We start from the raw sequence: 22,585 nt of genomic DNA on the forward strand, positions 1-22,585 counted from the left end.
CGGGGAGAGATCAGATCAAGCTCTATCCACGTCGTGGGGAGAGCGGTGCCTTCCTGACACCTGCGTCAGAATCTGGCGTGTTTGTAAGTTGAAGGTACCGGTGCCTTCCTTTCATCTGACCATCCTCGTGCGGCGCGGTGATCGCCGCACTGCAAGGAGGATGCTTCGATGAACAACAGGCTTCTCAAAGGCTTCACCGCGGTGACGGTCGCCGCCGCGATGGCGCTCGCTTCACCGGTGCTCGCTCGTGGCGGCGGCGGTGGCGGAGGCCATGGCGGTGGTGGCCTCGGCGGTGGCGGCCATGGCGGCTTTGGCGGTGGCGGCCATTTCGGTGGCGGCGGGATGCATGCGGGCGGCTTCGGCGGCGGCATGCGCGCCGGTGGTTTCGGCGGCATGGGCGGCGGACGTTTCGCTCACGTCGGCGGGCCCGCCTTCGGCGGCTCGCGTTTCTCGCATGCGGCGATCGGGCCGCGCTTCGCCGGCGCAGGCTGGCACGGCCACCGCGGCTTCCATCACCATCATTTCCGTCGTTTCGCCGTCTTCGGCGCGCCCTATTTCTACGCCGGCTACAATGACGGCTGCTGGAGCAGGAGCTGGACGCCCTATGGGTGGCAGTGGGTCAATGTGTGCGGAGACTACTGGTAGTCGCATCGCCGTACCGCACCATTGTCGCGATCGCCACCGGGCGGTTCCGCTCAGCCCCGGAACGGGATAGTCTGGTGGCGATCGTCGCGCGGAGCTTGTCATGAGCGGAGGTCACCGTCGCATCCTGGTCGTCGAGGACGATCCGGAAACCGCAGGTCAGCTCGTCGAGGAGCTGACGGTTTCGGGCTATGACGTCGACCTCGCAGCCAATGGCCGCGAAGCCCTGAGCCACGGCGCCGCGCGTGACTATGCCGTGATCACCATCGACCGCATGCTGCCCGATATCGACGGCATCAGCGTGATGCGCCAGTTGCGCGACGATGGCGTCGCCGCGCCGTTCCTGATCATCTCCGCGCTCGGCGAGGTCGACGACCGCGTGCGCGGACTGCGCGCCGGCGGCGACGACTATCTCGTCAAGCCGTTCTCCTTCACCGAATTGCTGGCGCGGCTCGAAGCACTCGGCCGCCGCAGCGAGACCATCGCCAAGGAGACGCTTCTGCGCGTCGGCGATCTTTCGATCGACCTGATCGCACGCAGCGCAAGCCGCCGCGGCCGCAAGATTCCGCTGCTGCCGCGCGAATTCCAGCTACTCGAATATCTCGTCCGCAACGAGGGCCGCGTCGTATCTCGCGCGATGCTGCTTCAGCACGTCTGGGACCTGCATTTCGATCCGTCGACCAATATCATTGACGTCTATGTGGGGCGCGTTCGTCGCAAGGTCGACGATGCCCAGGCCTATCCGCTGATCCATACCATCCGCGGCATCGGATATTGCCTCCGTGCTCCTGGCTAAGACCCTTCGCTCCTCGACCTTCCGCCTCGCGCTGATCGCGATCGCGGCGTTCGGGTTGATCGTCGCGGCGATCATGGCCTATGTCTATTTCGGGACGCTCGCTTACGTAGAGCGCCGGCTCGGCGCGGCCGTCGATCATGACGGCTTCACCGGCATGATCGAGCTCGCGATGGTCGCGGTCGCCATGCTGCTGCTGGTGCTCGCCGGGCTCGCGGCCGTGCTGGTGACGCGGCGCACGGTCGGACGGATCGAACAGATCAACGCCACCAGCCGCGCCATCATGCTCTCCGGCCTAGACCAGCGTATCCCCCTGCGCGGCAGCAACGACGAGTGGGACCGCGTCGCCGAAAACCTCAACCAGATGCTCGACCGCATCGAGACGCTGATGGGCGAGGTCAAGCAGGTCAGCGACAACGTCGCGCATGATCTGCGGACGCCGCTGACGCGCATGCGCGGCCGGCTAGAAAAGGCCTATCACGCCCCGCGCAACAGCGAGACCGATTCCGCGCTGATCGGGGACACCATCGCCGATCTCGATGCCGTGCTCGGCATGTTCGCCTCCATCACCCGGATCTCGGAGATCGAGACCCGCGCCCGCACCGGCGCCTTCCGCGCGCTTGATCTCGCCGAGATCGCCGGAGAGGTCGTCGAGCTCTACGATGCCGCCGCCGAGCAGGTTGCTACAAAGCTCAGCCTTGCCGGAGAGCGCGACGCGGCGATCACGGGCGACCGCGACCTGCTGTTCGACGCCATTGCCAATCTCGTCGACAACGCGATCAAGCACGGCTGTAAGGGCGGGCAGGTGACCGTGACCTGCCGCAGAGCCGATGGCGCTGCGGTGATCACGATCGCCGACGACGGTCCGGGCATTCCCGCCGAGCAGCGCGATCACGTCTTCAAGCGCTTCTACCGGCTCGAACGGAGCCGCTACACGCCGGGCAATGGCCTCGGCCTCAGCCTCGTCGCCGCGGTCGCGCACCTTCATGGCGCCGAGATTGCGCTGCATGACAATGCGCCGGGCCTGACGGTCGAGCTCCGCTTCCCGGCGGCGTCAGTGCCGTGAGGCCTGGCGGTGTCAAAGCTCGATCACGCCGCGACGCGCGGCGTGCGCCACCGCATCGGTGCGGCCGGTGGCATCCAGCTTGTCCAGCAGCGAGCCGACATGGAATTTCACGGTGTGCACGGAGATGCCGAGCTGACGCGCGATCACCTTGTTCGAGGCACCTTCCGCCATCAGCGCCAGCACGTCGAGCTCGCGCTGCGTCAGCGCGATGTCCTCGGGCATGATGCGCGGATCGCGCGCGACGATCGCTGCGGCTGCCTGCTCGCCGGGAACAGCGAGACGAAGCCCGGGGATACTGCCGAGCAGCGCCGTCAGGCGATCGGCGAGGGCGGGGTCGTCGATCTCCAGCGCGAGCACGATCTCGGCCGTCTTGTCCTCGCTCACGCCTCCGGCCTCTCGGCGACCGTGACCCTGAAGCTGGCCGGCTCGCCGCCGCGGCGCACCGCGACATCGACCACCGTGCCGACGCTCGAAGGTCCCAGCGTCTGCGCCAGCGCCCGCACGCCGGACAGCTTCTGGTCGTTGACCGCGACGATCACGTCGCCCTGACGGATGCCGGCCGCGGCCGAGGGGCCGGCCTTGTCGACGTTCATCACCATGGCGCCGATGCCGTCGTCGAGCCGCACCGGCTGGAGCCCGAGGCCGAGATATCCCCGCGCGATGCGGCCGCGCGCCTCCAATTGCGCCGCGACGCGCTCGATCGTGGCCGTCGGGATCACCAGGACGCGCCGCGGTCCGAGCACGGCCATGCCGAAAGCTTCGCCCGATGCATCGAGCGCGAGGCCGCCCTGCTGGCTGCCGCGCAGACGGACGTCGAGCTCGATCCGCGCATCGATGTCGCCGCCGCGCAAGGAGCGCCAGCTCTTGCCGGATGCCGACACCATCCCGAGCGCGGCGCTCGGCGTCTCGCGATGGGTGGCGACCACCACCGACAAGGCGCCCAGCGGCGGGACCGTCGCGGCGAACTTGACCGGCGCGACGGCGGCATCGACGCGCAGCAGCGCGATGTCGGTCGTATGGTCGCGGCCGGCGATCGTGGCGGCCGCGGTGCTTCCGTCGGCAAGGCCGATCTCGACCGCGCCCTCGTCCGCCAGTGCCTCGTCGGCAGTGACGATCAGGCCGGGTTTCCAGGCGAAGCCGGTGGCGCGGGAGCGGTGCGAATGCACGGAGACGACGGACGGCGCCGTGCTCGCCACCATGTCCGCGAGGGCGGACGACAGGGAAGACAGGGGAGTAGGGGCGGTCATGGCAGGCTCCTGTAAGCTGTCCTCAATCTGGGATATCGCGGGCGCGTGCGAAACTGGCCGGGTGGCCAGGACTTTCCTCCGCGCGGCCGACGAACATGTGATTGGGACCCGCTCACGGGAACGTGTAGCAATCGGCCGACATTGCGCCGCATGGCCTCAACCATTTCGAACGAGCCCTGACCGATGACCATCGATCTCACCCGCCGCACCCTGCTGCAACTCGCCGGTGCAACCTCGCTCGCGATGGCGGCTGCAGCCGCGGCGCGCGCCGAGGGCGTTCCTCAAGGCGGCGGGCCGACCTTTGCCAGCCGCACGCCGATGCGGGTCGGCATGGTGACGCTGCGGGTGAAGAATCTCGACAAGGTTGCGGACTACTACCGCGACGTGATCGGGCTTGCCGTGATGGAGCGTTCGGCGACCGCCGCGAAGCTCGGCACGGCCGGCATAGCGCTGCTGGTGCTGGAGGCCCGTCCCGATGCGGAAATCGAGCCGCGCAATGCCGCCGGCCTCTACCACACCGCCTTCCTGATGCCGACCCGAAAAGACCTCGCGCGCTGGCTGGTGCATGCCGCCTCGCATCGCGTGCCGCTGTCGGGTTTTGCCGATCACCTCGTCAGCGAGTCCGTCTATCTCGACGACCCCGAGGGCAACGGCATCGAGGTCTATGCCGACCGCGATCCCTCGCAATGGCAATGGAGCGAGGGCAGCGTCAAGATGGCGACCGACGAGCTCAACATCCCCGACCTGCTGTCGCTGACCAATACACGCGTCGCCGACTATGCCAGGGCGCCGGACGGCTTGCGCGTCGGCCACATGCATCTGCGCGTCGGCGATCTCGCGCAGGCCGAGAGCTTCTATCACGGCACGATCGGCCTTGATCCGACGCGCAAGCGCAGCGGCGCCGCGTTCCTGTCGTCGGGCCGTTATCACCATCACCTCGGCATGAATGTCTGGCAGAGCCAGGGCGCCGGCCGGCGCGACGATGCCACCACGGGCCTTGCATGGTTCTCGCTGGTGACGGCGAAGCAGGACATTCTCGCCGCACAGGAGGAACGCCTGCGCAAGAGCGGTGCGCAGCTCACCGCGCTTGGGAATGGTGTGGAGGCGATCGATCCATGGGGCACGCGGGTGCGGCTGCTCAAGGCCTGATCGAAGGCGGCAGCTTCAGCCTGCTGCGCGTTCGAGGCGGATGTCCTCATCCGCCCATGCGCAGCGGCTGCCTCCGGCACGTTTGGCTGCGTAGAGGGCGCGGTCGACCTGCTCGAGAAGCTGCGCCGTCGCACCGGCGGTTGCAGCGCCGGCGCTGACGAGAATTCCTGCGCTCGCGCCGATGCGGACCGGAATGTCGGTCAGCAGGAACGGGATCGAAAGATCGAGAATGGCCCGGCGCGCCAGGGCGAGTGCTTCCTCGCGGCCGTCCTCGCTGCCGGCAACCGGCTTGAGTATCATGAACTCGTCGCCGCCGAAGCGCGCGGCAAGTCCGGTCCCGCCGATGCAGACCGACAGCCGCTCCGCCACCTGGCGCAACAGATCGTCGCCGACGTGATGGCCGTGGCGGTCGTTGACCGGCTTGAAGCCGTCGAGGTCGATGGCGATAATCGCGAAGTTTCCGCGCGTCTCCGCCAGCGCCTGGAAGAACGCGGCGCGGTTAGGCAGTCCCGTCAGGAAATCATGGGTCGCCTGGCGCGCCAGCCGGTGCTTTGCTTCGAGCCGCTCGACGAAGGCGGCGCTGAGATGTTTGGACGCCTCGCGCAATGTGAGCCAGAAGAACACCAGCATGATTGCGCCGAGCTTGTAGGCGAACTCGGGGCGGAGCAGGCCGGCCAGGATGGTCGGCATCAACAGCACCGCGGCGGTGGTCAGGATGATCCAGGGTCGGATCGCAGCGCGCGAGACCATGCCAACGCAGAAGGACATCGAAAGCCCGAACGCGATCCAGGCGCCGGGTCCGTCGTCGAGCTGGAGCGCGCGGAAAGACAACATGCCGAGCGCAAGGCCGAAGGCGGACGCGCCGGCGCCGTAGAGCCCTTCCCAGCGGATCACGTCGGCATCGGAGAATTGCGCGGCGCGCGACTTGTAGCGGAACAGGGAAGCGATGCGGGCTGCGGCCGTGATGAAGATGAAGACAGAGATTACGGCATAGCCGGTATCGCCGCTCATGAGCGTCAGCGCGGCTGCACCGGTCACCGACGTGACGCCAATGGCGGACACCTGCGGGAGCGACGTGTACAGGAGATCCACGAGTTCGCGCCGGATGCGCGGATCGGGATGCAGGAATCTGGACAACATTGTCAGAGACATGGCCGGCACCATCTCTGCTTGTTCCTAATAAGGGGTAGGGAAGGGACACGAGATGATCGTTGCTGCGCAACGTCCTTAAAAAGTCGTCAATGCACAGGCTTGCTGGCGATTTTGCCTCGTGTTAGCAGCGGTTGAGGGGCGCCATGGCGGCCTGATGTCCCGAATGCACCTGACATGTCCGAATTCCACGGTGTCTTTCCCTATCTCGTCTCGCCCATCGATGCCGACGGCACGGTGCGGACCAACGTGCTCGCAAAGCTCTGCGACGACCTGATCGGCGCCGGCGTGCACGGCCTGACGCCGCTGGGCTCGACCGGCGAATTCGCCTATCTCAACGCCGAGCAACGCACGGCGATCGTGCAGACCACGATCGAGGCTGCGCAGGGCCGCGTGCCGGTCATCGCAGGCGTTGCGTCCACCTCGACGGCGGATGCGGTAGCGCAGGCGAAAGCCTACGAGCGGCTTGGCGCCGCTGGCATCCTGGCGATCCTGGAAGCCTATTTCCCGCTCGCCGATGCCCAGGTCGAATCCTACTTCCGCGCCATCGCCGATGCCGTGGACATCCCCGTCGTCATCTACACCAATCCGCAATTTCAGCGTTCCGATCTCACCCTCGACGTCATTGCGCGCCTCGCCGAACATCCGCGCATCGGCTACATCAAGGATGCTTCGACCAACACCGGCCGGCTGCTCTCGATCATGAACCGCTGCGGTGATGCCTTGCAGGTCTTCTCGGCATCGGCTCATATCCCCGCCGCAGTGATGCTGATCGGCGGCCGCGGCTGGATGGCGGGCCCGGCCTGCATCATCCCGCGCCAGAGCGTCGCGCTGTACGACCTCTGCAAGGCCGGCCGCTGGGACGAGGCCATGGCGCTGCAGCGCCGGCTGTGGCGCATCAACGAAGCCTTCGCCCGCTTCAACCTCGCCGCTTGCATCAAGGCGGGGCTTTCGATCCAGGGCTACGACGTCGGCGACCCCGTCCCGCCGCAGGCGCCGCTCACGGCCGAGGCGCGGAAGGTCGTGGAAATGGCACTGCGCGAGCTGACCTAGCTGTTTGGCGCGCGGCAATATGCCCCGGCACCCGTGCATGAGCCAGAAAAGCCCTTACCTGCCCAACCGGGAAACTTCCGTTCGTTTGCGACGTTGCTGCGTAAGCCGGATCTGTCACCCCATGCATATGCATCCCAAGGCCGTATTCAGCACTGGAGACGGTGGTCACCGATGAATCGTCGCTATGCGATTGCCGCGGCAGCCTTCGCCGCCCTGCTGCTTGCCGTCACCGCCGCAAAAGTCCTGCATGTCCCTGTCCCATGGGCGGCGCCCTCCGCACGCGCGGTCGAGCAGCGCGGTCCGCTGTCCGATGGCGAGAAGGCGACCATCGAAATCTTCGAGCGCGTGTCTCCTTCGGTCGTCCAGGTGGCGGTGAAATCCGCGGCCAATCCTCTCATGGGTGAGGAAGGCCAGGGCGGCTCGTCCGGTACGGGATTCGTCTGGGATCGCGACGGGCATCTCGTGACGAACAATCACGTCGTCGCCAATGGCGGCGAAATCGCCGTGCGCTTTGCCTCGGGAGAGGTGGCCCAGGTCGATCTCGTCGGCACGGCCCCCAATTACGATCTTGCGGTGCTGCGGATCCGCAGCGTGCGTGAGCTTCCGCCGCCGGTGGCTCTCGGCAGTTCGAGCGACCTGAAGGTCGGGCAGTCCGCCTTCGCGATCGGCAATCCCTTCGGACTGGATCAATCGATGACGAGCGGCATTATCAGCGCGCTCAAGCGCAGGCTTCCGACCCATGGCGGCCGGGAGATTGCCAACGTCATCCAGACGGATGCCGCGATCAACCCCGGCAATTCGGGCGGACCGTTGCTGGACTCTGCCGGCCGGCTGATCGGCGTCACGACGGCGATCATATCCCCGTCCGGTTCGAATGCCGGCATTGGCTTCGCGGTGCCTGTGGATGTCGTGAACCGGATTGTGCCCGAGCTCATTCGCAACGGTCGCGTGCCGACACCCGGCATCGGCATCGTGGCCGCCGGCGAGGATGTTTCGACCCGGCTTGGCGTCGAGGGGGTGATCGTGGTGCGGACGGCCCCCGGCAGCCCTGCCGAGCGGGCGGGGATCCGCGGTGTCAATTTTTCGACTGGAGCGGTCGGAGACATCATCACCGCTGTCGAAGGCAAGCCGGTGCGGCGCCTCTCCGACCTGACCGATGCGCTCGAGCAGGCCGGCGCCGGGAAGACCGTCCGCCTCACCGTCAAGCGGGGCTCGGACACCCGTGACGTGAATGTGGGCATCATCGACATCGAGCGTTCCTGACCCGCGATTTGCCCGGCTAAAGGGGGCGCGGCACGCATTGCAGCTGTGCCGCGGCTCGGTTGTCTGGCCCGCAAAATCGGTTAAAACCGCCGCGGTCGTTTTCCGGATTTCGAGGACATAGCGGAATGAACATTCTTCCCGGCAATTTGCGTTTCGGAGCGGGCCAGCCCGTCAAGCGTTTGGAAGACCAGAGGCTGCTCACCGGGAAGGGACAGTTCATCGACGACAAGCCGGAGGACGGCGCGCTGTGGTTGCACGTGCTGCGCTCGCCGCACGCCCACGCGAAGATCGTCTCGATCGACACCGGCGCCGCGGCCGGAATGCCCGGTGTCACCGCAATCTACACCGGCGCCGACCTCGTCAAGGACGACATCGGCAGCATCCCGACGCTCAACATCTTCAAGCGACCCGACGGCAAGCCGATGACCGTGCCGCCGCGCCGGCTGCTGGCCCACGAGATCGTGCGCTACGCTGGCGAGGCCGTGGCCGCAGTGGTGGCTTCATCGCGCGTGGAGGCGCAGAGCGCCGCCGAAGCGATCGTCGTCGAGTACGACGTTCAGCCCGCGGTGGTCGATCCCGTCGAGGCCGTGAAGCCCGGGGCGCCCGTGGTGTGGCCGGAGGCGCCCGACAACATCGTCGGCGCCATGAGCTATGGCGATGCGGCCAAGGTCGACGAGGCCTTCGCCAAGGCCGCGCACACCGTCGAGCTCGATCTCGTCAGCCAGCGCCTCGTGCCTTCCGCGATGGAGCCGCGTTCGACCATTGCCGAGATCGACAAGAAGTCCGGCCGTCTCCTGCTGCATGTGCAGTCGCAGACCCCTGCTTCGACCCGCGACGTGCTGGCGGAAGCCGTGCTGAAGCGTCCGAAGGACAGCGTCCGCGTGCTGGTCGGCGACATCGGCGGCGGCTTCGGCCAGAAGACAAACGTCTATCCGGAGGACGGCATCGTCGCCTATGCCGCGACCAAGCTGAACAAGAAGATCCGCTGGCGCGGCGACCGCACCGACGAATTCGTCGGCGGCACCCACGGCCGCGATCTCACCTCGACGGCGGCTTTCGCGCTTGACGAGAAGGGCAAGGTGCTGGCCTATCGCGTCAAGTCGATCGGCTGCACCGGCGCGTACTCCTCGGGTGCGGCGAACATCATCCCGCTGGTGCTCGGGCCCTTCGTGCAGACCGGCGTCTACGATCTGCCGCTGGTGCATTTCGAGGTGAAGTCGGTGATGACGCACACTGCCCCGGTCGGCGCCTATCGCGGCGCGGGCCGCCCCGAGGCTGTCTTCATCGTCGAGCGTCTGTTCGACGCGGCCGCGCGAAAGATCGGCATGGATCCGCGCGCGATCCGCAAGGCCAATTACATCAAGCCGGCGCAGCTGCCGTACACGAATGCGGCGGGCCAGGTTTACGACTCCGGCGCCTTCGCCCACATGCTCGATCGGGCCGTGAAGCTTGCCGACTGGGACGGCTTTGCCGCGCGCAAGAAGGCGGCGAGGAAGAAGGGCCTGCTCTACGGCCGTGGACTCACCTCTTACATCGAGTGGACCGGCGGCCGCGCGCACACCGAGAAGGTCAGCCTGCACGCGACCTCGCAAGGGCGCGTCGTGCTGCATTCCGGCACCATGGCGATGGGGCAGGGGCTGCAGACCACCTACACCCAGATGATCTCCGACACGCTCGGCGTTCCCATGGACAAGATCGACGTGGTCCAGGGCGACACCGATCTCGCCATGGGCTTCGGTAGCGTCGGCTCGCGCTCGCTGTTCGTCGGCGGCACGGCGGTCGCGGTCTCCTCCAATGATCTGATCCAGAAGGCGCGCGAGAAGGCGGCCAACGTGCTGGAGACCTCGGTCGAGGACATCGAGTATCAGGGTGGCATGCTCACCGTGGTCGGCACCGACCGTCGCATCAGCCTGTTCGATCTCGCCGAGAAGGAAAACGGCGCCAGGCTCAGCGTCGATTCCGAAGGTGAGGTCGATGGTCCGAGCTGGCCGAACGGCACGCATATCTGCGAGGTCGAGATCGACCCCGAGACCGGTGTGTCCAAGGTGGTGCGCTACACCACGGTCGACGATGTCGGCGTCGCCGTGAACCCGATGCTGGTGACGGGGCAGATCCATGGCGGCGTGGCGCAGGGCATCGGCCAGGCGTTGTACGAAGGCGTGTCCTACGATGCCGACGGCCAGCTCCTCACCGCGAGCTACCAGGACTACTGCATCCCGCGCGCCGACGACGTTCCGCCGATCGAGGTGACGCTGGACGGCTCCGCGCCCTGCCGCACCAATCCGCTCGGTGCCAAGGGCTGCGGCGAATCCGGCGCTATCGGCGGGCCGCCCTGCGTCACCAACGGCGTCATGGACGCGCTCGCCGAGCTCGGCATCACCCAGCTGAACACGCCGCTGACGCCGCAGAAGATCTGGCAGGCGATCCGGAACGCGAAGGCGGCGGGTTAGCGTCGAGTTATCGCGCTGGCTGCTGCCACACACTCCGCCGTCGTCCCGGATCTGCGCTGCGCTTGTCCGGGACGACATCGAGCGTGTGGTACGTGTTGTGCCCCTCAAATCCCCAGCATCATCTTCGCGATGATGTCGCGCTGGATCTCCGACGTGCCGCCGAAGATGGTGTAGGCGCGGCCGTTGAGATATTCCGGCATCACCGTCAGCATCTCCTCGGGCGTCGCCGGCTCGTGGTTGAGCTTGTAGAGCGGGCGCATCGGCTCGACGGCGAGCGCGTCGTGGCCGATCACGTCGGCGCCCAGCCGCGTCACGGCCTGGCGGATCTCGCTATTGCGCAGCTTCAGGATCGACGACACCGCGCCGGGATTCTGCCCGGTCTGCAGCGCCGAGAGCACGCGCAGCTCGGTCATTTCCAGCGCGTCGATGTCGACCTCGACTTCGGAGATTCGCGTTGCGATATCCGGGCTGTCGATCGCGCGGCCCGTGAGGTCGGACTCGGCAAGATCGGCGATCGCCTTCAATCCCTCGCGCAGCTTGGCCGACGCAATCCCCGAGCCGCGCTCGAATTCGAGCAGATATTTGCCGTAGGTCCAGCCCTTGCCTTCCTCGCCGACGCGGTTGGCGACCGGCACGCGCACGTCGTCGAAGAACACCTGGTTGACCTCGTGGTCGCCGCCGATGGTGAGGATCGGGCGCGTGGTGATGCCCGGCCTCTTCATGTCGATCAGGATGAAGCTGATGCCGTCCTGCTGTCGCGGGCCGTCGCTGGTGCGCACCAGCGCGAACATGCGGTTGGCGTGGTGGGCATGCGTGGTCCAGATCTTGGTGCCGTTGATGATGTAGTCGTCGCCGTCGCGCACCGCGCGGGTCTTCAGCGAGGCGAGATCGGAGCCGGAGCCCGGCTCGGAATAGCCCTGGCACCAATAGTCCTCGCCCGAGAGGATGCGAGGCAGGTAGAAGTTCTTCTGCTCGGGGCTGCCGAAGCCGATGATGACGGGCCCGACCATCTTCACGCCCATCACGTTGACATTGGGCACGCCGGCGCGCGCGCATTCGGTCTCGAAAATCCAGCGCTGTGCCGGCGTCCAGTCCGGCCCGCCATGTTCGACCGGCCAGCCGGGCGCGCCCCAGCCCTGGCGGTGCAACGCGCGCTGCCAGGCCATGCCGATGTCAGGGTCGGAGAACACCGACGGCGTCAGCGCCGTCGCGCGCTTCATCTCCTCGGTGAGGTTCTTGGCAATGAAGCCGCGCACCTCGTCCTGGAAGGCACGCTCCTCGGCATCGAACGAGAGATCCATGATGCGCTCCTTGTGTCAGGCCGGGACGGCCCTGCGGCTCAGCTCGGCGTGGCGGCCGTAGTGATGGGCGCTGCCGCCGAACAGCGTGTCGAAGGCGACGAGCCGCTTGAAATAGGCGCCGACCTCGAGCTCCTCGGTGACGCCCATGCCGCCATGGAGCTGGATCGACTGCTCGCCGACGAAGCGCGCGCATCTGCCGATTTTTGCTTTCGCGCCCGACGCCGCCCGGGCACGCTCGATCGGCGCAGCATCCACCTTCAATGCGGCCCGCAGCGCCATCGAGCGGGCCTCGTCGACCTGCATCGCCATGTCGGCGAGGCGGTGGCGGATCACCTGGTTGGCGGAAAGCGGCCGGCCGAATTGCTTTCGGATCTTGGTGTATTCCAGCGTCGTGTCCAGCAGCGTCTGCATGATGCCGACGGCTTCCGCACCCAATGCTGCCATGGCGCGGTCGACGGCCCATTCGATCGCCGGTAGAGCATCGCCGCCGTCACCGAGCAGCACGTCTTCCGGCAGATGCACGTCGAACAGCTCGATGTTGCAGGCACGTCCGCCGCCAAGACGCGGATAGTCGCTGATGACGAGGCCCGGCGTCGTCGCCTGCACGAGGAACAGGCCGATCCGCCCCGACGGTCCCCGATGGTCATGGATATGCGCGGAGACGATGATCTGGTCGGCGGCGTGTCCGTCGAGCACGGCGACCTTGCTGCCGGCGAGGCGCCAGCCTTGCGCTGTCTTGTTGGCGCTGGTCGTGACCTTGGCAAGATCGAACCGCGCCGCGCGCTCGGAATGCGCAAAGGCAAGCTTCAGTGATCCGTCCGCCACCTTGGGCAGGCTCGCCTGTTTCTGCTCGATGGTGCCGCATCTCGCGATCAGCGCTGCGCCTAGCACCGCGGTTGCGACATAGGGCTCCGACACCAGCCCGCGACCGAAGGCTTCCATCAAGATGCCGATCTCGACCGCGCCACCGCCGAGTCCGCCGAACTCTTCGGGAAGCGGCAGCGCCAGCCAGCCGAGCTCGGCGAATTGCTTCCACACCGACGGGCTGAAGCCGAGCGGGTCGTTCGCCATCTTGCGGCGGTGATCGGCATCGTAGCTCCCGGCCACGAAGCGGTCCGCGCTTTCGCGCAGCAATCTTTGCTCGTCACTCAGATTGAGGTCCATCGCGTCTACTCCGCGGCCGCCGGCGGCTTGCGCACGGAGGGATGCAGTCCGGAGGGATCGACGATCACGCCGAACTCCTGGAGATTATGGGCGTGGCAGAGCTGGTGCAGTGCGAAAGCCTGGTCGATCGCCGCCGGCTGGCCCATCACGTCGACCGAACGATTCACCGCTTCCTTGGTCAGCTTCAGCGCGAAGGACGGTTTTGCCGCGATCCGGCGCGCCAGTTCGAGCACGCGCGAAGACAATTCCGCGCGCGGCACGACCTGGTTGACCATGCCAAGCTGGTGCGCCTCCTGCGCACTCCAGCTGTCGGCCGTGAACAGGAATTCCTTGGCCTTGCGCGGGCCGAGCTCCCAGGGGTGCACGAACCATTCGACGCCGCAGACGCCCATGGTGACGACGGGGTCGCAGAACTGCGCATCGTCGCTGGCGATGATGAGGTCGCAGGCCCAGGCCAGCATCAGCCCGCCGGCGATGCACTTGCCATGCACCTCGGCGATGACAGGCTTGGCAAGGTTGCGCCAGCGCCGGGTGATCTGGAGATATATTTCCTGCTCGCGGGCGAAGCGGCCATGGGCGCCGGCTTCGGCGAAACCGCCCCAATGTCCGATCGGTGGAAAATCGACGCCTGCGGCATTCTTGCCGCCCGCGCGCAGGTCATGGCCGGACGAGAAGTGCGGCCCATTGCCGGCGAGGATGATCACCTTGACCGCATCGTCCTGCACCGCCGCGTCGAAAGCGGCATTGAGGTCGTAGGTCATTTGCAGGTTCTGCGCATTGCGCGCTTCGGGCCGGTTCATCACGACCCGGATGATCGCCGGATCCGGCCTCTCCACGAGGATGGTCTCGAACGAGGACATGGCGTCTCCTCCGGCGTTTCCGCTTTTGTTTTGCCGGAGTTGACTATGTCGGCCTCGGATAGGCAAGAGGCTTGCGTCAGCCGGCTGGCGTGCAATCGTCCAGCGTAGACATTCCGGCATCATTCGAAGGACCAAACCCGGAATCGCGAGATTCCCAGGTGCGCAATGGCGCACCATGGTTCGCTTCGCCCCCGGCAATGACGCCGGAAAGCTGGCACCGTGGGATCGCTATCTGATATTGAGTCACAGGATTCCACCGGGAGAAATTTGATGCGCAAGATCCTGACCGTGCTGGCCGCCCTGGCCTCGCTGAGCCTGACCAATTGCGGCTACAATGCGATTCAGAGCGAGGACGAGCAGATCAAGGCCGCCTGGTCCGAGGTCGTGAACCAGTATCAGCGCCGCGCCGATCTCGTGCCCAATCTCGTCAACTCGGTGAAGGGTTTTGCCCAGCAGGAGAAGGACGTGCTGCTCGGCGTCACCAACGCCCGGGCCAAGGTCGGCAGCATCCAGGCGACCCCCGAGGTGCTGAACGATCCCGCCGCCTTCCAGAAATTCCAGGCCGCGCAGGGCGAACTCTCCAGCGCGCTGTCGCGACTGCTGGTCGTCACCGAGAACTATCCGCAGCTGAAGTCCGATGCCTTGTTCAAGGACCTGATGTCGCAGCTCGAGGGGACGGAGAACCGCATCACGGTGGCGCGCAACCGCTACATCAAGTCGGTGCAGGACTATAACGTCACCATCCGCTCGTTCCCGAGCAACCTCACCGCCATGATGTTCGGCTACAAGGAGAAGCCGAACTTTACGGTCGAGAACGAGAAGGCGATCTCGACCGCGCCGAAGGTGGACTTCAACCCGGCCCCGGCGCCATCGAAGTAAGCGCGCTCGCCCCGTGTGCATCCCACCCACCACTGTCATTCCCCGCGAAAGCGGGGAATCCAGTACGCCGCGGCTTCTCCATAGTCCGCTGGTGTCTCTGGAATACTGGATCGCCCGGTCGAGCCGGGCGATGACAGCGAGGTTGTGGCGGGCTTATTCGGCCTTCACCGCGCTTGTCCTCGCCATTGCACTCTTCCTCGCCCTTGCGTTCCCCGCCTTCGCCGACGTCGCCGTACCCGAACTCACCGGCCGCGTCGTCGATCAGACCGGCACGCTCTCCAGCAGCGACATCGCCGCGCTGTCGCAGAAGCTGCGTGACTTCGAGAACCGCAAGGGCAGTCAGATCGCCGTCCTGATCGTGCCGACCACGCAGCCGGAGACGATAGAGCAATTCTCGATCCGGGTCGCGGAGGCCTGGAAGATCGGCCGCAAGAAGGTCGACGACGGCGCGATCCTCATCGTTGCCAAAAGCGACCGGCACTTGCGCATCGAGGTCGGCTATGGCCTCGAGGGTGCGCTGACCGACGTCACGTCAAGGCGCATCATCGACGAGGTCATCACGCCGAAATTCCGGACCGGCGATTTTGCCGGCGGCATCTCCGAGGGCGTCGATCGCATGATCCGGGTGATCGACGGCGAGCCGCTGCCGGCGCCCTCGCGCAGCGTCAACTTCGCCCACAATCTGGACGATCTCGCGCCGCTATTCATCGTGACGCTGTTCGCCTCGATCGGGGTTGGCGGGTTCTTCCGGGCCGTGTTCGGACGGCTGCTCGGCTCGCTGGCGGTCGGCGGCATCATCGCGGCGCTGACCTGGCTCATTCTCGGCTCCTTCGCACTCGCCATGGCGCTCGGCGCTCTCGGCGTCGTCATCGGCTTCGTCGCCGACCTGTTTTCGGCGATGGCGCCGGGCACCGGGCGCTCGCGCGGCGGCTCCTGGTCGAGCGGCTCGTCGGGAGGCGGCTGGAGCAGCGGATCGTCGAGTAGCGGCGGCTTCAGCGGCGGCGGGGGCAGTTTCGGCGGCGGCGGCGCCTCGGGGAGCTGGTAGCGATCATGAGCATCAAGCGCATTGCCAGGCATCTCGTGCAGCATCATTGGCGGGCGAAGCAGATCTTCCCGCAAGCCGTGCTCGAGCGCATCGAGCAGGCGATCAAGCGCGGCGAGGCGACTCATTCCGGTCAGGTCCGCTTCGTCGTCGAAGGCGCGCTTGACGGCGCGCCGCTGTTCCGTAACCAGCCGGCGCGCGAGCGGGCACTCGACGTGTTCTCGCATTTGCGCATCTGGGACACCGCGCACAACAACGGCGTCCTGATCTATCTGCTGCTCGCCGACCGCGACGTCGAGATCGTCGCCGATCGCGGCATCGATGCGAAGGTCGGTGCCGAAGGGTGGGAGAGCATCTGCCGCGCAATGGAGGCCGAGTTCAGGTCGGGCCGGTTCGAGCGCGGCGTGATCGGCGGCATCGAGGCGGTGTCGCGCGAGCTGGCGCGGCATTTCCCGCCGCGGGGCCCGCAATCGAACGAGCTGCCGGATGCGCCGGTGGTGATGTGACGGACTGTGATGTGGGCGGCAGGTGCCGCTGCTCCGTCGTAGTGACGATGTGGAGGCGGCGGGCACTTGCTTCATCGCGGTTACCCTGAGATTCGAGCGCGACGAAGGTCGAAGAGCAACGGCCCGGGCATTGCGCCGCCGTTCATTTTCCCCCGGTTACAAATTGTTTCACACCCGCCACGCCGGTTCCATTTTCCCGGCCCAATTCGGCCCCGGATCAATTCCTAAAGTTTCGGTAAGCGGGTCCGAAGGTAAGGATTTCGCAAGCAATGAAAGTTACCAAAAGGTCAATCCAGACTGGAGTATTTGAGCCGTGAGCGAACCAATGCCCGACCAGGCTGCCCAGGATTCCGGTGCTGCCGACGCAGCGCCGCAGGCCCTCGCAGCTGCCGCCGGTATCGACGCCCCCTCGATCGCCCCCGACCACGAGGCGCCGCCCAAGCCGGATCCGGTCAAGGCGGATGCTCCCAAAGTCGAGCCCCCGCGGATCGACGTGCCGAAATTCGAAGCGAAAGCCGAACCCAAGCCCGAGCCAAAGCCGGGCAAGCTGATCGTCATGGCGCCCTCGGACCGGTCCTGGGACCGCGAGGACTTCGCCCCTCATGTGAAGGCGGACGAGCCGCGCGAGACCGGCGGCAAGCGCCGCTTGTCTGCGATGGCCGCGGTGGTGGCGATCGCCGCCTGCGTCGGCGCGATCAGCGGCGCGCTTGCGACCGCCAGCATGATGCGTTTCGCCGCCCCGGCCCAGGCGCCGGTACAGGTCGCCGACACCAGCGCGCTGGATGCTTCGGTCGCCCGGATCGATGCCGACCTTGTCGCGCTGAAGGCCAATGTCGAGCAGAGCTCGAAAACCGGCGTCAGCCAGTTCAACCGGACCAACGACCGCCTCGACAAGCTCGAGAAGGCGCAGGCCGAGCCGCTGGCCAAGATCGCAAAACTATCCGAGACCGTCGACAAGCTCCGCGCCACGCCGCCCGCAGCGACCCCGCAGGCTGCAGCAGCTCCCGCCAGGGAGACCACCGGCTCGATCGCGCCGACCCAGGTTGCGACCGCCGCAGCGGCACCGGCGCCTGCCGCGCCCAAGACCGAGGTCGGGCGTCTGCCCACGATCGAAGGCTGGAGGCTGCGCAATGCCAGTAATGGCGGTGCGCTGATCGAGGGCCGCGACGGGCTCTACGAGGTCTATCCCGGCGATCCCATCCCCGGCGTTGGCCGCGTCGATGCGATCCGTCGTCAGGACGGCCGCTGGGTCGTCGTCACCAGCAGGGGCCTGATCGTGTCGCGCTGAGCGTTCGCTATCGACTTTCGAAAAGGCGCTTCACCACCATGTGAGGCGCCTTTTTACTTGAATAGGCGTCCCCGCGCGGTGTTACCTGAGGCATGAGCCGCGCGTTGCGAATTCTCTTTGCTGTCGCCGCATTGTTGGGCGGCGTCGTTTCGCTATTCGCGGCGGAGAACACTGCGCTGACGCGCGGCACCGCGATCACCGATCCCGATCTCCTGCGCAAGCTCGACCAGAACAATACGTTGACGATCTCGCGTCTGCTCTCGCCGGAGCGGAACGCGGACGTCCCGCTCACGACCGACCTGATGTTCGCGTCGCTGCCGCAGCTGAAAGGGATTCCGCCGGCGATCGATGCGGAATTCGACCGCTACATCGCGCGGTACAAGGCCACATATCCGACCGAGACCATCGGCGTCGGCGAGGGCTTCGACGTGCAATTGTTCGACCTCGCCAACCTGAAATCTCGCGACACGCGGTTCGTGCTGGCCGGGATCGTGAACCGCATGGACCGTGCCTATGTGTCGGATGAGTCCTGCGGCGAGATCCGGCTGATCTACCGTCTCGCGCGTTTCGACGGCAGGCCGGATGGCGGCAAGACCGCAACGCGCTTGCCGATGACGCTCAACCTCGTGATGAAGGCGCGCGATCCGCGCCAGACGGATGCGAACGGCAGGCCGGTCACCTGCGCCGAGGTCGCCCGGCGCTGGCTCGACAACGGCGACTGGCAAGGGTTGATCGGCAGTCGTATTCCCCCTTACGACACCATGCTCGACCGCATCGAGACCAACATCCAGGTCTCGGTGGCGCCGAAATCGGCGCTGCACGATTTCCGCTCCGACTATCTGCTCAAGGTGTTCAAGTACGACGCTGCCACCAAGACGTTCGAGGAATCGGCGCTGGAGAACCAGATCGACCGCGACAGGATCCTCGCCGACGATGTGCTCCGGCGCGACTTCAAGGCCTGGCTGCTCGCTCCCGATCATCTTCGCGAGTTCGATCGCGGCACCGTGCTGATCCCGGAGAAATTCCTCGCCAGGGCCGCGGTGGTGCCGACCCCCGCCGGCCTCGATGCCTCGGCGCTGCAGCCCGAGTTCGGCATGATGCAAGGAGAGGGACAAGCGGAAGGCAAAGGCGATCCCGTCTTCACTGATGGTGACGTGGTCAGCGCGCTGAAGCAGGCGGCGGCACGCGGCGCCGACATGCAGAACGTCCGCTCGGTCGCCGGTTTCCAGCGCCGTCTCAACGACGTCACCTGCGCCGGCTGCCACCAGACCCGCGGCATCGGCGGCTTCCATTTCCCTGGCGTCGACTGGCTCGCGGACAACCCGTCCAATTCCGCCATCGTGCCGGCTTCGCCGCATTTTTTTGGCGACCAGCTCCGCCGCCGCGACATTCTGACCGCGTTCGCCTCCGGCAAACGGCCTGATTTCTCGCGCGGATTTGCCAGCCGGCCGCAGACCCGCGGCAGCCGGGAACTCGCCGGCACCGAATATCAGGACGGCTGGGGCGCGCATTGTTCCCTGCAGGATGCGGGATCGGGAACGCCGGACAGGAGTTTTACGTCATGGAGCTGTGCTAACGGTCTCGCCTGTCAGGCTGCCGCGGCCTCGCGCCGCATCGGCATGTGCTTCATCAAGACGCGTTAAACCAACAAGCGATTTGGATGACCCATGACGGATACCAGCGAGTCCACCAAGGAGCGCAATCGCGAGATCGCGCGCAATGAGGAAGCCAAGCAGGTCACCGGCAGCGTCCGCGTCAGCACCTGGGCTGTCGCGGCGGCCGTCATCATCGGCGGGATCCTGTTCACGCTCGGCTGGCTGTCGCTGCGGTAGCTTCGCTCTCTTTCGTCATGCCCGGGCTTGTCCCGGGCGTCCACGTTCTCGTATCCACGCTCAAGATCGTGGATGGCCGGGACAAGCCCGGCCATGACGGCGCTAAGGCTTTGGCGCTAGCGCTCTCACTTCGCGTAATTCGTCATCCGCTTGCCCGGCAGCAGCTCATAGGCCGGCTTCCAGCCGGGCAACGCGGCCATGCGGCCGAGCCAGGCGTGGATGGCGGGATGGCTCGCCGCGAAATCGAAGCCGTGCTCGTCGCTCGGATAGTGCAGATAGGCCATCATCGAGATGTCGGCGACCGTTGGCCTCGCCCCGATCGCGAAGTCGTTGTGCTGGAGATGCCCGTCGAGGATGCCGAGGAAGTCGTCGAGCCGCCGGCGAAAATGTTTCAGCACCTGCCGATCGCTTTTCTCGGTGAAGGCGCGCATGAAGCGGTAGGTCGCCATGTAGCCGGTGAGCTTGTGGTTGTCCCAGAACAGCCAGCGCAGCAGCTCGAATTTCTCGTCGTCCGATTCGGCGCCGAAACGGCCGTACTGATCGGCAAGCTTGAGCAGGAGAGGCGCCGTCTGCGTCATCTTCGCGCCGTCGATCTCGAGCACGGGAATCTCGCCCATCTCGTTCACGGCGCTGCGCCACTCCGCCGTGCGCGTGACGCCGCCGCCGAAATCGGTCCACACCGGCTCGAACGTCTCGCCGCAGAGCGTCAGCATCAGTGCCAGCTTGTAGCTGTTGCCTGACTCGGGGAAATAGTGGAGGCGGTAGCGGGGCATTGAACGCTCCTTGCCTTCGGGGGCCTGGACAACGATATTACATATGATCCGCATAACAGAACATTTGTTCTGTCATCGGTCAAGAGCTGGATGCTGGGCCGGATGAGCAGGGATTCAAAAGCAGAGTCGGGCGAGCGCGAGCGCCCCCTGATGCAGGCAACGCTGCGCATCATCGGGCGACATGGACTCGACGGCGTGACCCACCGGGCGGTCGCGGCCGAGGCCGGGGTCTCGCTCGGTGCGGTCACGCATCATTTCGGAACCCGTGATGCGCTGATTGAGGCCGCGCTGCAGTTCGCTCTGGCGCGCGAAATCGGCAGGCTGCGTGCGTTGGCTCTCAGCCTTCAGGACAAGGCGTTCGAGGTGGAGGCCTGGATCGACGCGCTGGTCGATTTCTACGTCCGCGAGATCAGCACGGAAGCCGAGACGCATATCGCCTGCTATGAGGCCTTCCTGGCCGCCGCGAGGCAAGAGCACTATCGGCCCGTGGTCGCCGAGTGGTTTGACACGTGGCGGCAGAGTGCGGAGCTTGCGCTGAAAGCTGCGAAGTCACCAAACCCACGCCGCCACGCCGAGTTGTTCGTCTCGGCGCTGATTGGCTTGCTCTTTCGCCAACTCGCCACGCCCAGAGCCGGCTTCCGACGTGAGGCGAAGGCGGAGCTGCTGGACTTGGTGGGCGGCTTGATCGCGCGGAAGTAACGCCGGCGCGCCGGCCTATCCCACCGCCCCCTTCGACCGCAGCTGCTTGATCGCCGCCTCGTCGTACCCCGCGCCGCGCAAGATCTCGTCACTGTGCTCGCCGACGGCGGGCGGCTTGCGCGGCTGCACCTTCCTGGCGCCATCGATCCAGATCGGGCTGCTGATGGTCAGCATGGTGTCGTTCTCGAACGGCACCAGCACCTCGTTGTCGAGCATCTGCTTGTCGTTCGGGATGTCGTCGAGAATGGCAACGACGCCGAACACGAGGCCGTTGCCGTCGAGGATCTGCCGCCATTCGGCGAGATCCCTGGTGGCGAAAGTGTCGTCCAGAATCTTGATCAGCTCGACCGAGCGGGCGTGACGGTCGGCCTTGGTGGCGAAGCGGGGATCATTGATCAAATCCTCGCGTCCGAGGCAGCGGGCCAGCGTCGGAAACTGCTTCTCCTCGCTCAGCAGCGACAGGATCAGCCAGCGGCCGTCCTTGCACTGATAATGGTTGGCGACCGCGTTCAGCGCGCGCTCGCGCGGCCGCCGCTCGCCGAACTTGGAGCCGCAGAGCTTTGCCTGTGCCAGCACGCTCGCCGCCCACACCCCGTTCGCCATCAAATTGGAGGCGACGTGCGAGCCCTTGCCGGTCTTCTCGCGCTGATAGAGCGCGGTGACGATGGCGCCGTAGAACGCCATGGCGCAGGGATGATCGCCCATGCCGGCGACCGAACGCGCCGGGGTGGTGTCGGTGTCGGCGCGCACGAGGTCCATCAGGCCCGACCGCGCCCAATAGGCATTGCTGTCGAAGCCGGGCTTGTTGGCTTCCTCGCCCTTCTCGCCATAGCCGGTGAAGGAGGCGTAGATCAGCCGGTCGTTCAGATGGGCGAGATGGTCGTAGGTGATGCCGAGCTTGGCGCGCACCGGCGGCGGCATGTTGGTGATGAAGACGTCGGCCTCCGCCACCAGCTTGTAGAGCACGGCCTGCGCTTCGCTCTTGGAGAGGTCGAGCGCGATGCTCTTCTTGTTGCGGGCCTCCAGTAGCCAGGCGAAATTGTGTTCTCCGGTCGGATAGCCCGGCAGGTTCGGCAGATTGCGGTAGGGGTCTCCGGTGCCGGGCGGCTCGATCTTGATGATGTCGGCGCCGAAATCCGACAGCACGGTCGCGGCCGCGGGCGCTGCGATGAAGCTCGCGCAGTCCAGAACCTTCAGCCCCGCAAAAATGCCCTTGTCCATCGCGGCGTTGCTCCCTCGCTCTTGTCGTTTCCCGCACGCTGGAATTGGCGCGGGCTCATCATGGGAGCATTAGACCGATGTTTCCGCGGGATGCAACGGCGCCCGGCGCAGGGCCCATTGCGGTGGTCGGCGCGCGTCCGGTAGCCCGAATTCATCCCCGTCACCCTGAGGCGGCCGCTTCTTCAGCGGCCCTCGAAGGGCTGTATCT

22 protein-coding genes are annotated in these 22,585 nt (G+C 66.2%); 14 read left to right on the forward strand and 8 right to left on the reverse strand.

Annotated elements, in window-relative coordinates:
- Nucleotides 1–168 precede the first annotated feature (168 nt).
- The 3 genes from FJV43_RS23640 to FJV43_RS23650 all read left to right on the forward strand — a co-directional run bounded on the left by FJV43_RS23640 (nucleotide 169) and on the right by FJV43_RS23650 (nucleotide 2,501).
- Nucleotides 169–645, forward strand: a complete 477-nt coding sequence (locus tag FJV43_RS23640) for a hypothetical protein (RefSeq protein ID WP_239621514.1) — start codon at nucleotides 169–171, stop codon at nucleotides 643–645.
- A gap of 100 nt (nucleotides 646–745) precedes the next feature.
- A complete protein-coding gene (locus tag FJV43_RS23645) occupies nucleotides 746–1,438 on the forward strand; it encodes a response regulator transcription factor (RefSeq protein ID WP_239621515.1) in 693 nt (230 codons plus the stop codon).
- Nucleotides 1,425–2,501 carry a HAMP domain-containing sensor histidine kinase gene (locus FJV43_RS23650; protein ID WP_239621516.1) on the forward strand — a complete coding sequence of 359 codons (1,077 nt, stop codon included), beginning with the start codon at nucleotides 1,425–1,427 and terminating at the stop codon, nucleotides 2,499–2,501. Before FJV43_RS23645 ends, FJV43_RS23650 begins: the two co-directional genes overlap by 14 nt.
- Before the next feature lie 12 nt (nucleotides 2,502–2,513).
- On the opposite strand, the gene FJV43_RS23655 is transcribed toward FJV43_RS23650, so the two are convergent.
- Nucleotides 2,514–2,885: a helix-turn-helix transcriptional regulator gene (locus FJV43_RS23655; RefSeq protein WP_239621517.1), complete on the reverse strand. Its 372-nt coding sequence runs from the start codon at nucleotides 2,883–2,885 to the stop codon at nucleotides 2,514–2,516.
- On the reverse strand, nucleotides 2,882–3,748 hold the full coding sequence (locus FJV43_RS23660; protein WP_239621518.1) for a S1C family serine protease: 867 nt from the start codon (nucleotides 3,746–3,748) through the stop codon (nucleotides 2,882–2,884). The genes FJV43_RS23655 and FJV43_RS23660 overlap by 4 nt, the downstream gene beginning before the upstream one ends.
- A 183-nt stretch (nucleotides 3,749–3,931) precedes the next feature.
- Here FJV43_RS23660 and FJV43_RS23665 point away from each other — a divergent pair, with 183 nt between their 5' ends.
- A complete protein-coding gene (locus FJV43_RS23665) occupies nucleotides 3,932–4,897 on the forward strand; it encodes a VOC family protein (protein ID WP_239621519.1) in 966 nt (321 codons plus the stop codon).
- 15 nt (nucleotides 4,898–4,912) lie between these two features.
- On the opposite strand, the gene FJV43_RS23670 is transcribed toward FJV43_RS23665, so the two are convergent.
- Nucleotides 4,913–6,049: a diguanylate cyclase gene (locus FJV43_RS23670; protein ID WP_239621520.1), complete on the reverse strand. Its 1,137-nt coding sequence runs from the start codon at nucleotides 6,047–6,049 to the stop codon at nucleotides 4,913–4,915.
- A 174-nt stretch (nucleotides 6,050–6,223) separates the two neighbouring features.
- Between FJV43_RS23670 and FJV43_RS23675 the strand changes: the two genes are divergently transcribed.
- The 3 genes from FJV43_RS23675 (at nucleotide 6,224) to FJV43_RS23685 (ending at nucleotide 10,812) form a co-directional block, all read left to right on the forward strand.
- Nucleotides 6,224–7,099, forward strand: a complete 876-nt coding sequence (locus FJV43_RS23675; protein ID WP_239621521.1) for a dihydrodipicolinate synthase family protein — start codon at nucleotides 6,224–6,226, stop codon at nucleotides 7,097–7,099.
- 171 nt (nucleotides 7,100–7,270) lie between these two features.
- Nucleotides 7,271–8,362 carry a trypsin-like peptidase domain-containing protein gene (locus FJV43_RS23680; RefSeq protein ID WP_239629565.1) on the forward strand — a complete coding sequence of 364 codons (1,092 nt, stop codon included), beginning with the start codon at nucleotides 7,271–7,273 and terminating at the stop codon, nucleotides 8,360–8,362.
- 125 nt (nucleotides 8,363–8,487) lie between these two features.
- The gene (locus FJV43_RS23685) at nucleotides 8,488–10,812 is read left to right on the forward strand and encodes a xanthine dehydrogenase family protein molybdopterin-binding subunit (RefSeq protein WP_239621522.1); all 2,325 of its coding nucleotides are present in this window, start codon (nucleotides 8,488–8,490) and stop codon (nucleotides 10,810–10,812) included.
- 104 nt (nucleotides 10,813–10,916) lie between these two features.
- Here the strand turns inward: FJV43_RS23685 and FJV43_RS23690 are convergent, their stop codons facing one another.
- Genes FJV43_RS23690 through FJV43_RS23700 form a run of 3 tightly spaced genes read right to left on the reverse strand, consistent with a single transcriptional unit; the run spans nucleotide 10,917 to nucleotide 14,137 of the window.
- Nucleotides 10,917–12,113, reverse strand: a complete 1,197-nt coding sequence (locus FJV43_RS23690; protein ID WP_239621523.1) for an acyl-CoA dehydrogenase family protein — start codon at nucleotides 12,111–12,113, stop codon at nucleotides 10,917–10,919.
- Between the two features lie 15 nt (nucleotides 12,114–12,128).
- On the reverse strand, nucleotides 12,129–13,277 hold the full coding sequence (locus tag FJV43_RS23695; protein ID WP_239621524.1) for an acyl-CoA dehydrogenase: 1,149 nt from the start codon (nucleotides 13,275–13,277) through the stop codon (nucleotides 12,129–12,131).
- 5 nt (nucleotides 13,278–13,282) lie between these two features.
- Nucleotides 13,283–14,137, reverse strand: a complete 855-nt coding sequence (locus FJV43_RS23700; protein ID WP_239621525.1) for an enoyl-CoA hydratase — start codon at nucleotides 14,135–14,137, stop codon at nucleotides 13,283–13,285.
- A 270-nt stretch (nucleotides 14,138–14,407) separates the two neighbouring features.
- Between FJV43_RS23700 and FJV43_RS23705 the strand changes: the two genes are divergently transcribed.
- The 6 genes from FJV43_RS23705 (at nucleotide 14,408) to FJV43_RS23730 (ending at nucleotide 19,684) form a co-directional block, all read left to right on the forward strand.
- Complete coding sequence (locus tag FJV43_RS23705; protein ID WP_061028633.1) at nucleotides 14,408–15,016, forward strand: LemA family protein; 609 nt, start codon at nucleotides 14,408–14,410, stop codon at nucleotides 15,014–15,016.
- Between the two features lie 130 nt (nucleotides 15,017–15,146).
- Nucleotides 15,147–16,061: a YgcG family protein gene (locus FJV43_RS23710; RefSeq protein ID WP_239621526.1), complete on the forward strand. Its 915-nt coding sequence runs from the start codon at nucleotides 15,147–15,149 to the stop codon at nucleotides 16,059–16,061.
- A gap of 5 nt (nucleotides 16,062–16,066) precedes the next feature.
- On the forward strand, nucleotides 16,067–16,564 hold the full coding sequence (locus FJV43_RS23715) for a TPM domain-containing protein (protein WP_239621527.1): 498 nt from the start codon (nucleotides 16,067–16,069) through the stop codon (nucleotides 16,562–16,564).
- Nucleotides 16,565–16,889: 325 nt separating this feature from the next.
- Nucleotides 16,890–17,852, forward strand: coding sequence for a hypothetical protein (locus tag FJV43_RS23720; protein WP_239629567.1), 963 nt, complete (start codon nucleotides 16,890–16,892; stop codon nucleotides 17,850–17,852).
- Nucleotides 17,853–17,944: 92 nt separating this feature from the next.
- The gene (locus FJV43_RS23725; RefSeq protein ID WP_239621528.1) at nucleotides 17,945–19,495 is read left to right on the forward strand and encodes a hypothetical protein; all 1,551 of its coding nucleotides are present in this window, start codon (nucleotides 17,945–17,947) and stop codon (nucleotides 19,493–19,495) included.
- A 24-nt stretch (nucleotides 19,496–19,519) separates the two neighbouring features.
- Nucleotides 19,520–19,684: a hypothetical protein gene (locus FJV43_RS23730; RefSeq protein WP_165935865.1), complete on the forward strand. Its 165-nt coding sequence runs from the start codon at nucleotides 19,520–19,522 to the stop codon at nucleotides 19,682–19,684.
- 125 nt (nucleotides 19,685–19,809) lie between these two features.
- Here FJV43_RS23730 and FJV43_RS23735 read toward each other — a convergent pair whose 3' ends face one another.
- Complete coding sequence (locus FJV43_RS23735; RefSeq protein ID WP_239621529.1) at nucleotides 19,810–20,457, reverse strand: glutathione S-transferase family protein; 648 nt, start codon at nucleotides 20,455–20,457, stop codon at nucleotides 19,810–19,812.
- Nucleotides 20,458–20,547: 90 nt separating this feature from the next.
- On the opposite strand from FJV43_RS23735, the gene FJV43_RS23740 reads away from it, so the two are divergent.
- The gene (locus tag FJV43_RS23740; protein ID WP_239621530.1) at nucleotides 20,548–21,156 is read left to right on the forward strand and encodes a TetR family transcriptional regulator; all 609 of its coding nucleotides are present in this window, start codon (nucleotides 20,548–20,550) and stop codon (nucleotides 21,154–21,156) included.
- Nucleotides 21,157–21,171: 15 nt separating this feature from the next.
- Here the strand turns inward: FJV43_RS23740 and FJV43_RS23745 are convergent, their stop codons facing one another.
- Entirely contained in the window at nucleotides 21,172–22,377 is a 1,206-nt protein-coding gene (locus FJV43_RS23745; protein ID WP_239621531.1) for a CoA transferase, read from the reverse strand.
- Nucleotides 22,378–22,585: the final 208 nt, after the last annotated feature.

The organism is Bradyrhizobium sp. I71 (assembly GCF_022354745.1).
Lineage (GTDB): Bacteria > Pseudomonadota > Alphaproteobacteria > Rhizobiales > Xanthobacteraceae > Bradyrhizobium > Bradyrhizobium liaoningense.

What these genes read in the sequence shown, in the direction of transcription:
- FJV43_RS23640 (WP_239621514.1), top strand. Translation starts at nt 169, where the DNA reads ATGAACAACAGGCTTCTCAAAGGCTTCACCGCGGTGACGGTCGCCGCC.
- FJV43_RS23645 (WP_239621515.1), top strand. Translation starts at nt 746, where the DNA reads ATGAGCGGAGGTCACCGTCGCATCCTGGTCGTCGAGGACGATCCGGAA.
- FJV43_RS23660 (WP_239621518.1), bottom strand. Translation starts at nt 3,748, where the DNA reads ATGACCGCCCCTACTCCCCTGTCTTCCCTGTCGTCCGCCCTCGCGGAC.
- FJV43_RS23665 (WP_239621519.1), top strand. Translation starts at nt 3,932, where the DNA reads ATGACCATCGATCTCACCCGCCGCACCCTGCTGCAACTCGCCGGTGCA.
- FJV43_RS23670 (WP_239621520.1), bottom strand. Translation starts at nt 6,049, where the DNA reads ATGTCTCTGACAATGTTGTCCAGATTCCTGCATCCCGATCCGCGCATC.
- FJV43_RS23675 (WP_239621521.1), top strand. Translation starts at nt 6,224, where the DNA reads ATGTCCGAATTCCACGGTGTCTTTCCCTATCTCGTCTCGCCCATCGAT.
- FJV43_RS23680 (WP_239629565.1), top strand. Translation starts at nt 7,271, where the DNA reads ATGAATCGTCGCTATGCGATTGCCGCGGCAGCCTTCGCCGCCCTGCTG.
- FJV43_RS23685 (WP_239621522.1), top strand. Translation starts at nt 8,488, where the DNA reads ATGAACATTCTTCCCGGCAATTTGCGTTTCGGAGCGGGCCAGCCCGTC.
- FJV43_RS23690 (WP_239621523.1), bottom strand. Translation starts at nt 12,113, where the DNA reads ATGGATCTCTCGTTCGATGCCGAGGAGCGTGCCTTCCAGGACGAGGTG.
- FJV43_RS23695 (WP_239621524.1), bottom strand. Translation starts at nt 13,277, where the DNA reads ATGGACCTCAATCTGAGTGACGAGCAAAGATTGCTGCGCGAAAGCGCG.
- FJV43_RS23700 (WP_239621525.1), bottom strand. Translation starts at nt 14,137, where the DNA reads ATGTCCTCGTTCGAGACCATCCTCGTGGAGAGGCCGGATCCGGCGATC.
- FJV43_RS23705 (WP_061028633.1), top strand. Translation starts at nt 14,408, where the DNA reads ATGCGCAAGATCCTGACCGTGCTGGCCGCCCTGGCCTCGCTGAGCCTG.
- FJV43_RS23710 (WP_239621526.1), top strand. Translation starts at nt 15,147, where the DNA reads ATGACAGCGAGGTTGTGGCGGGCTTATTCGGCCTTCACCGCGCTTGTC.
- FJV43_RS23715 (WP_239621527.1), top strand. Translation starts at nt 16,067, where the DNA reads ATGAGCATCAAGCGCATTGCCAGGCATCTCGTGCAGCATCATTGGCGG.
- FJV43_RS23720 (WP_239629567.1), top strand. Translation starts at nt 16,890, where the DNA reads ATGCCCGACCAGGCTGCCCAGGATTCCGGTGCTGCCGACGCAGCGCCG.
- FJV43_RS23725 (WP_239621528.1), top strand. Translation starts at nt 17,945, where the DNA reads ATGAGCCGCGCGTTGCGAATTCTCTTTGCTGTCGCCGCATTGTTGGGC.
- FJV43_RS23730 (WP_165935865.1), top strand. Translation starts at nt 19,520, where the DNA reads ATGACGGATACCAGCGAGTCCACCAAGGAGCGCAATCGCGAGATCGCG.
- FJV43_RS23735 (WP_239621529.1), bottom strand. Translation starts at nt 20,457, where the DNA reads ATGCCCCGCTACCGCCTCCACTATTTCCCCGAGTCAGGCAACAGCTAC.
- FJV43_RS23740 (WP_239621530.1), top strand. Translation starts at nt 20,548, where the DNA reads ATGCTGGGCCGGATGAGCAGGGATTCAAAAGCAGAGTCGGGCGAGCGC.
- FJV43_RS23745 (WP_239621531.1), bottom strand. Translation starts at nt 22,377, where the DNA reads ATGGACAAGGGCATTTTTGCGGGGCTGAAGGTTCTGGACTGCGCGAGC.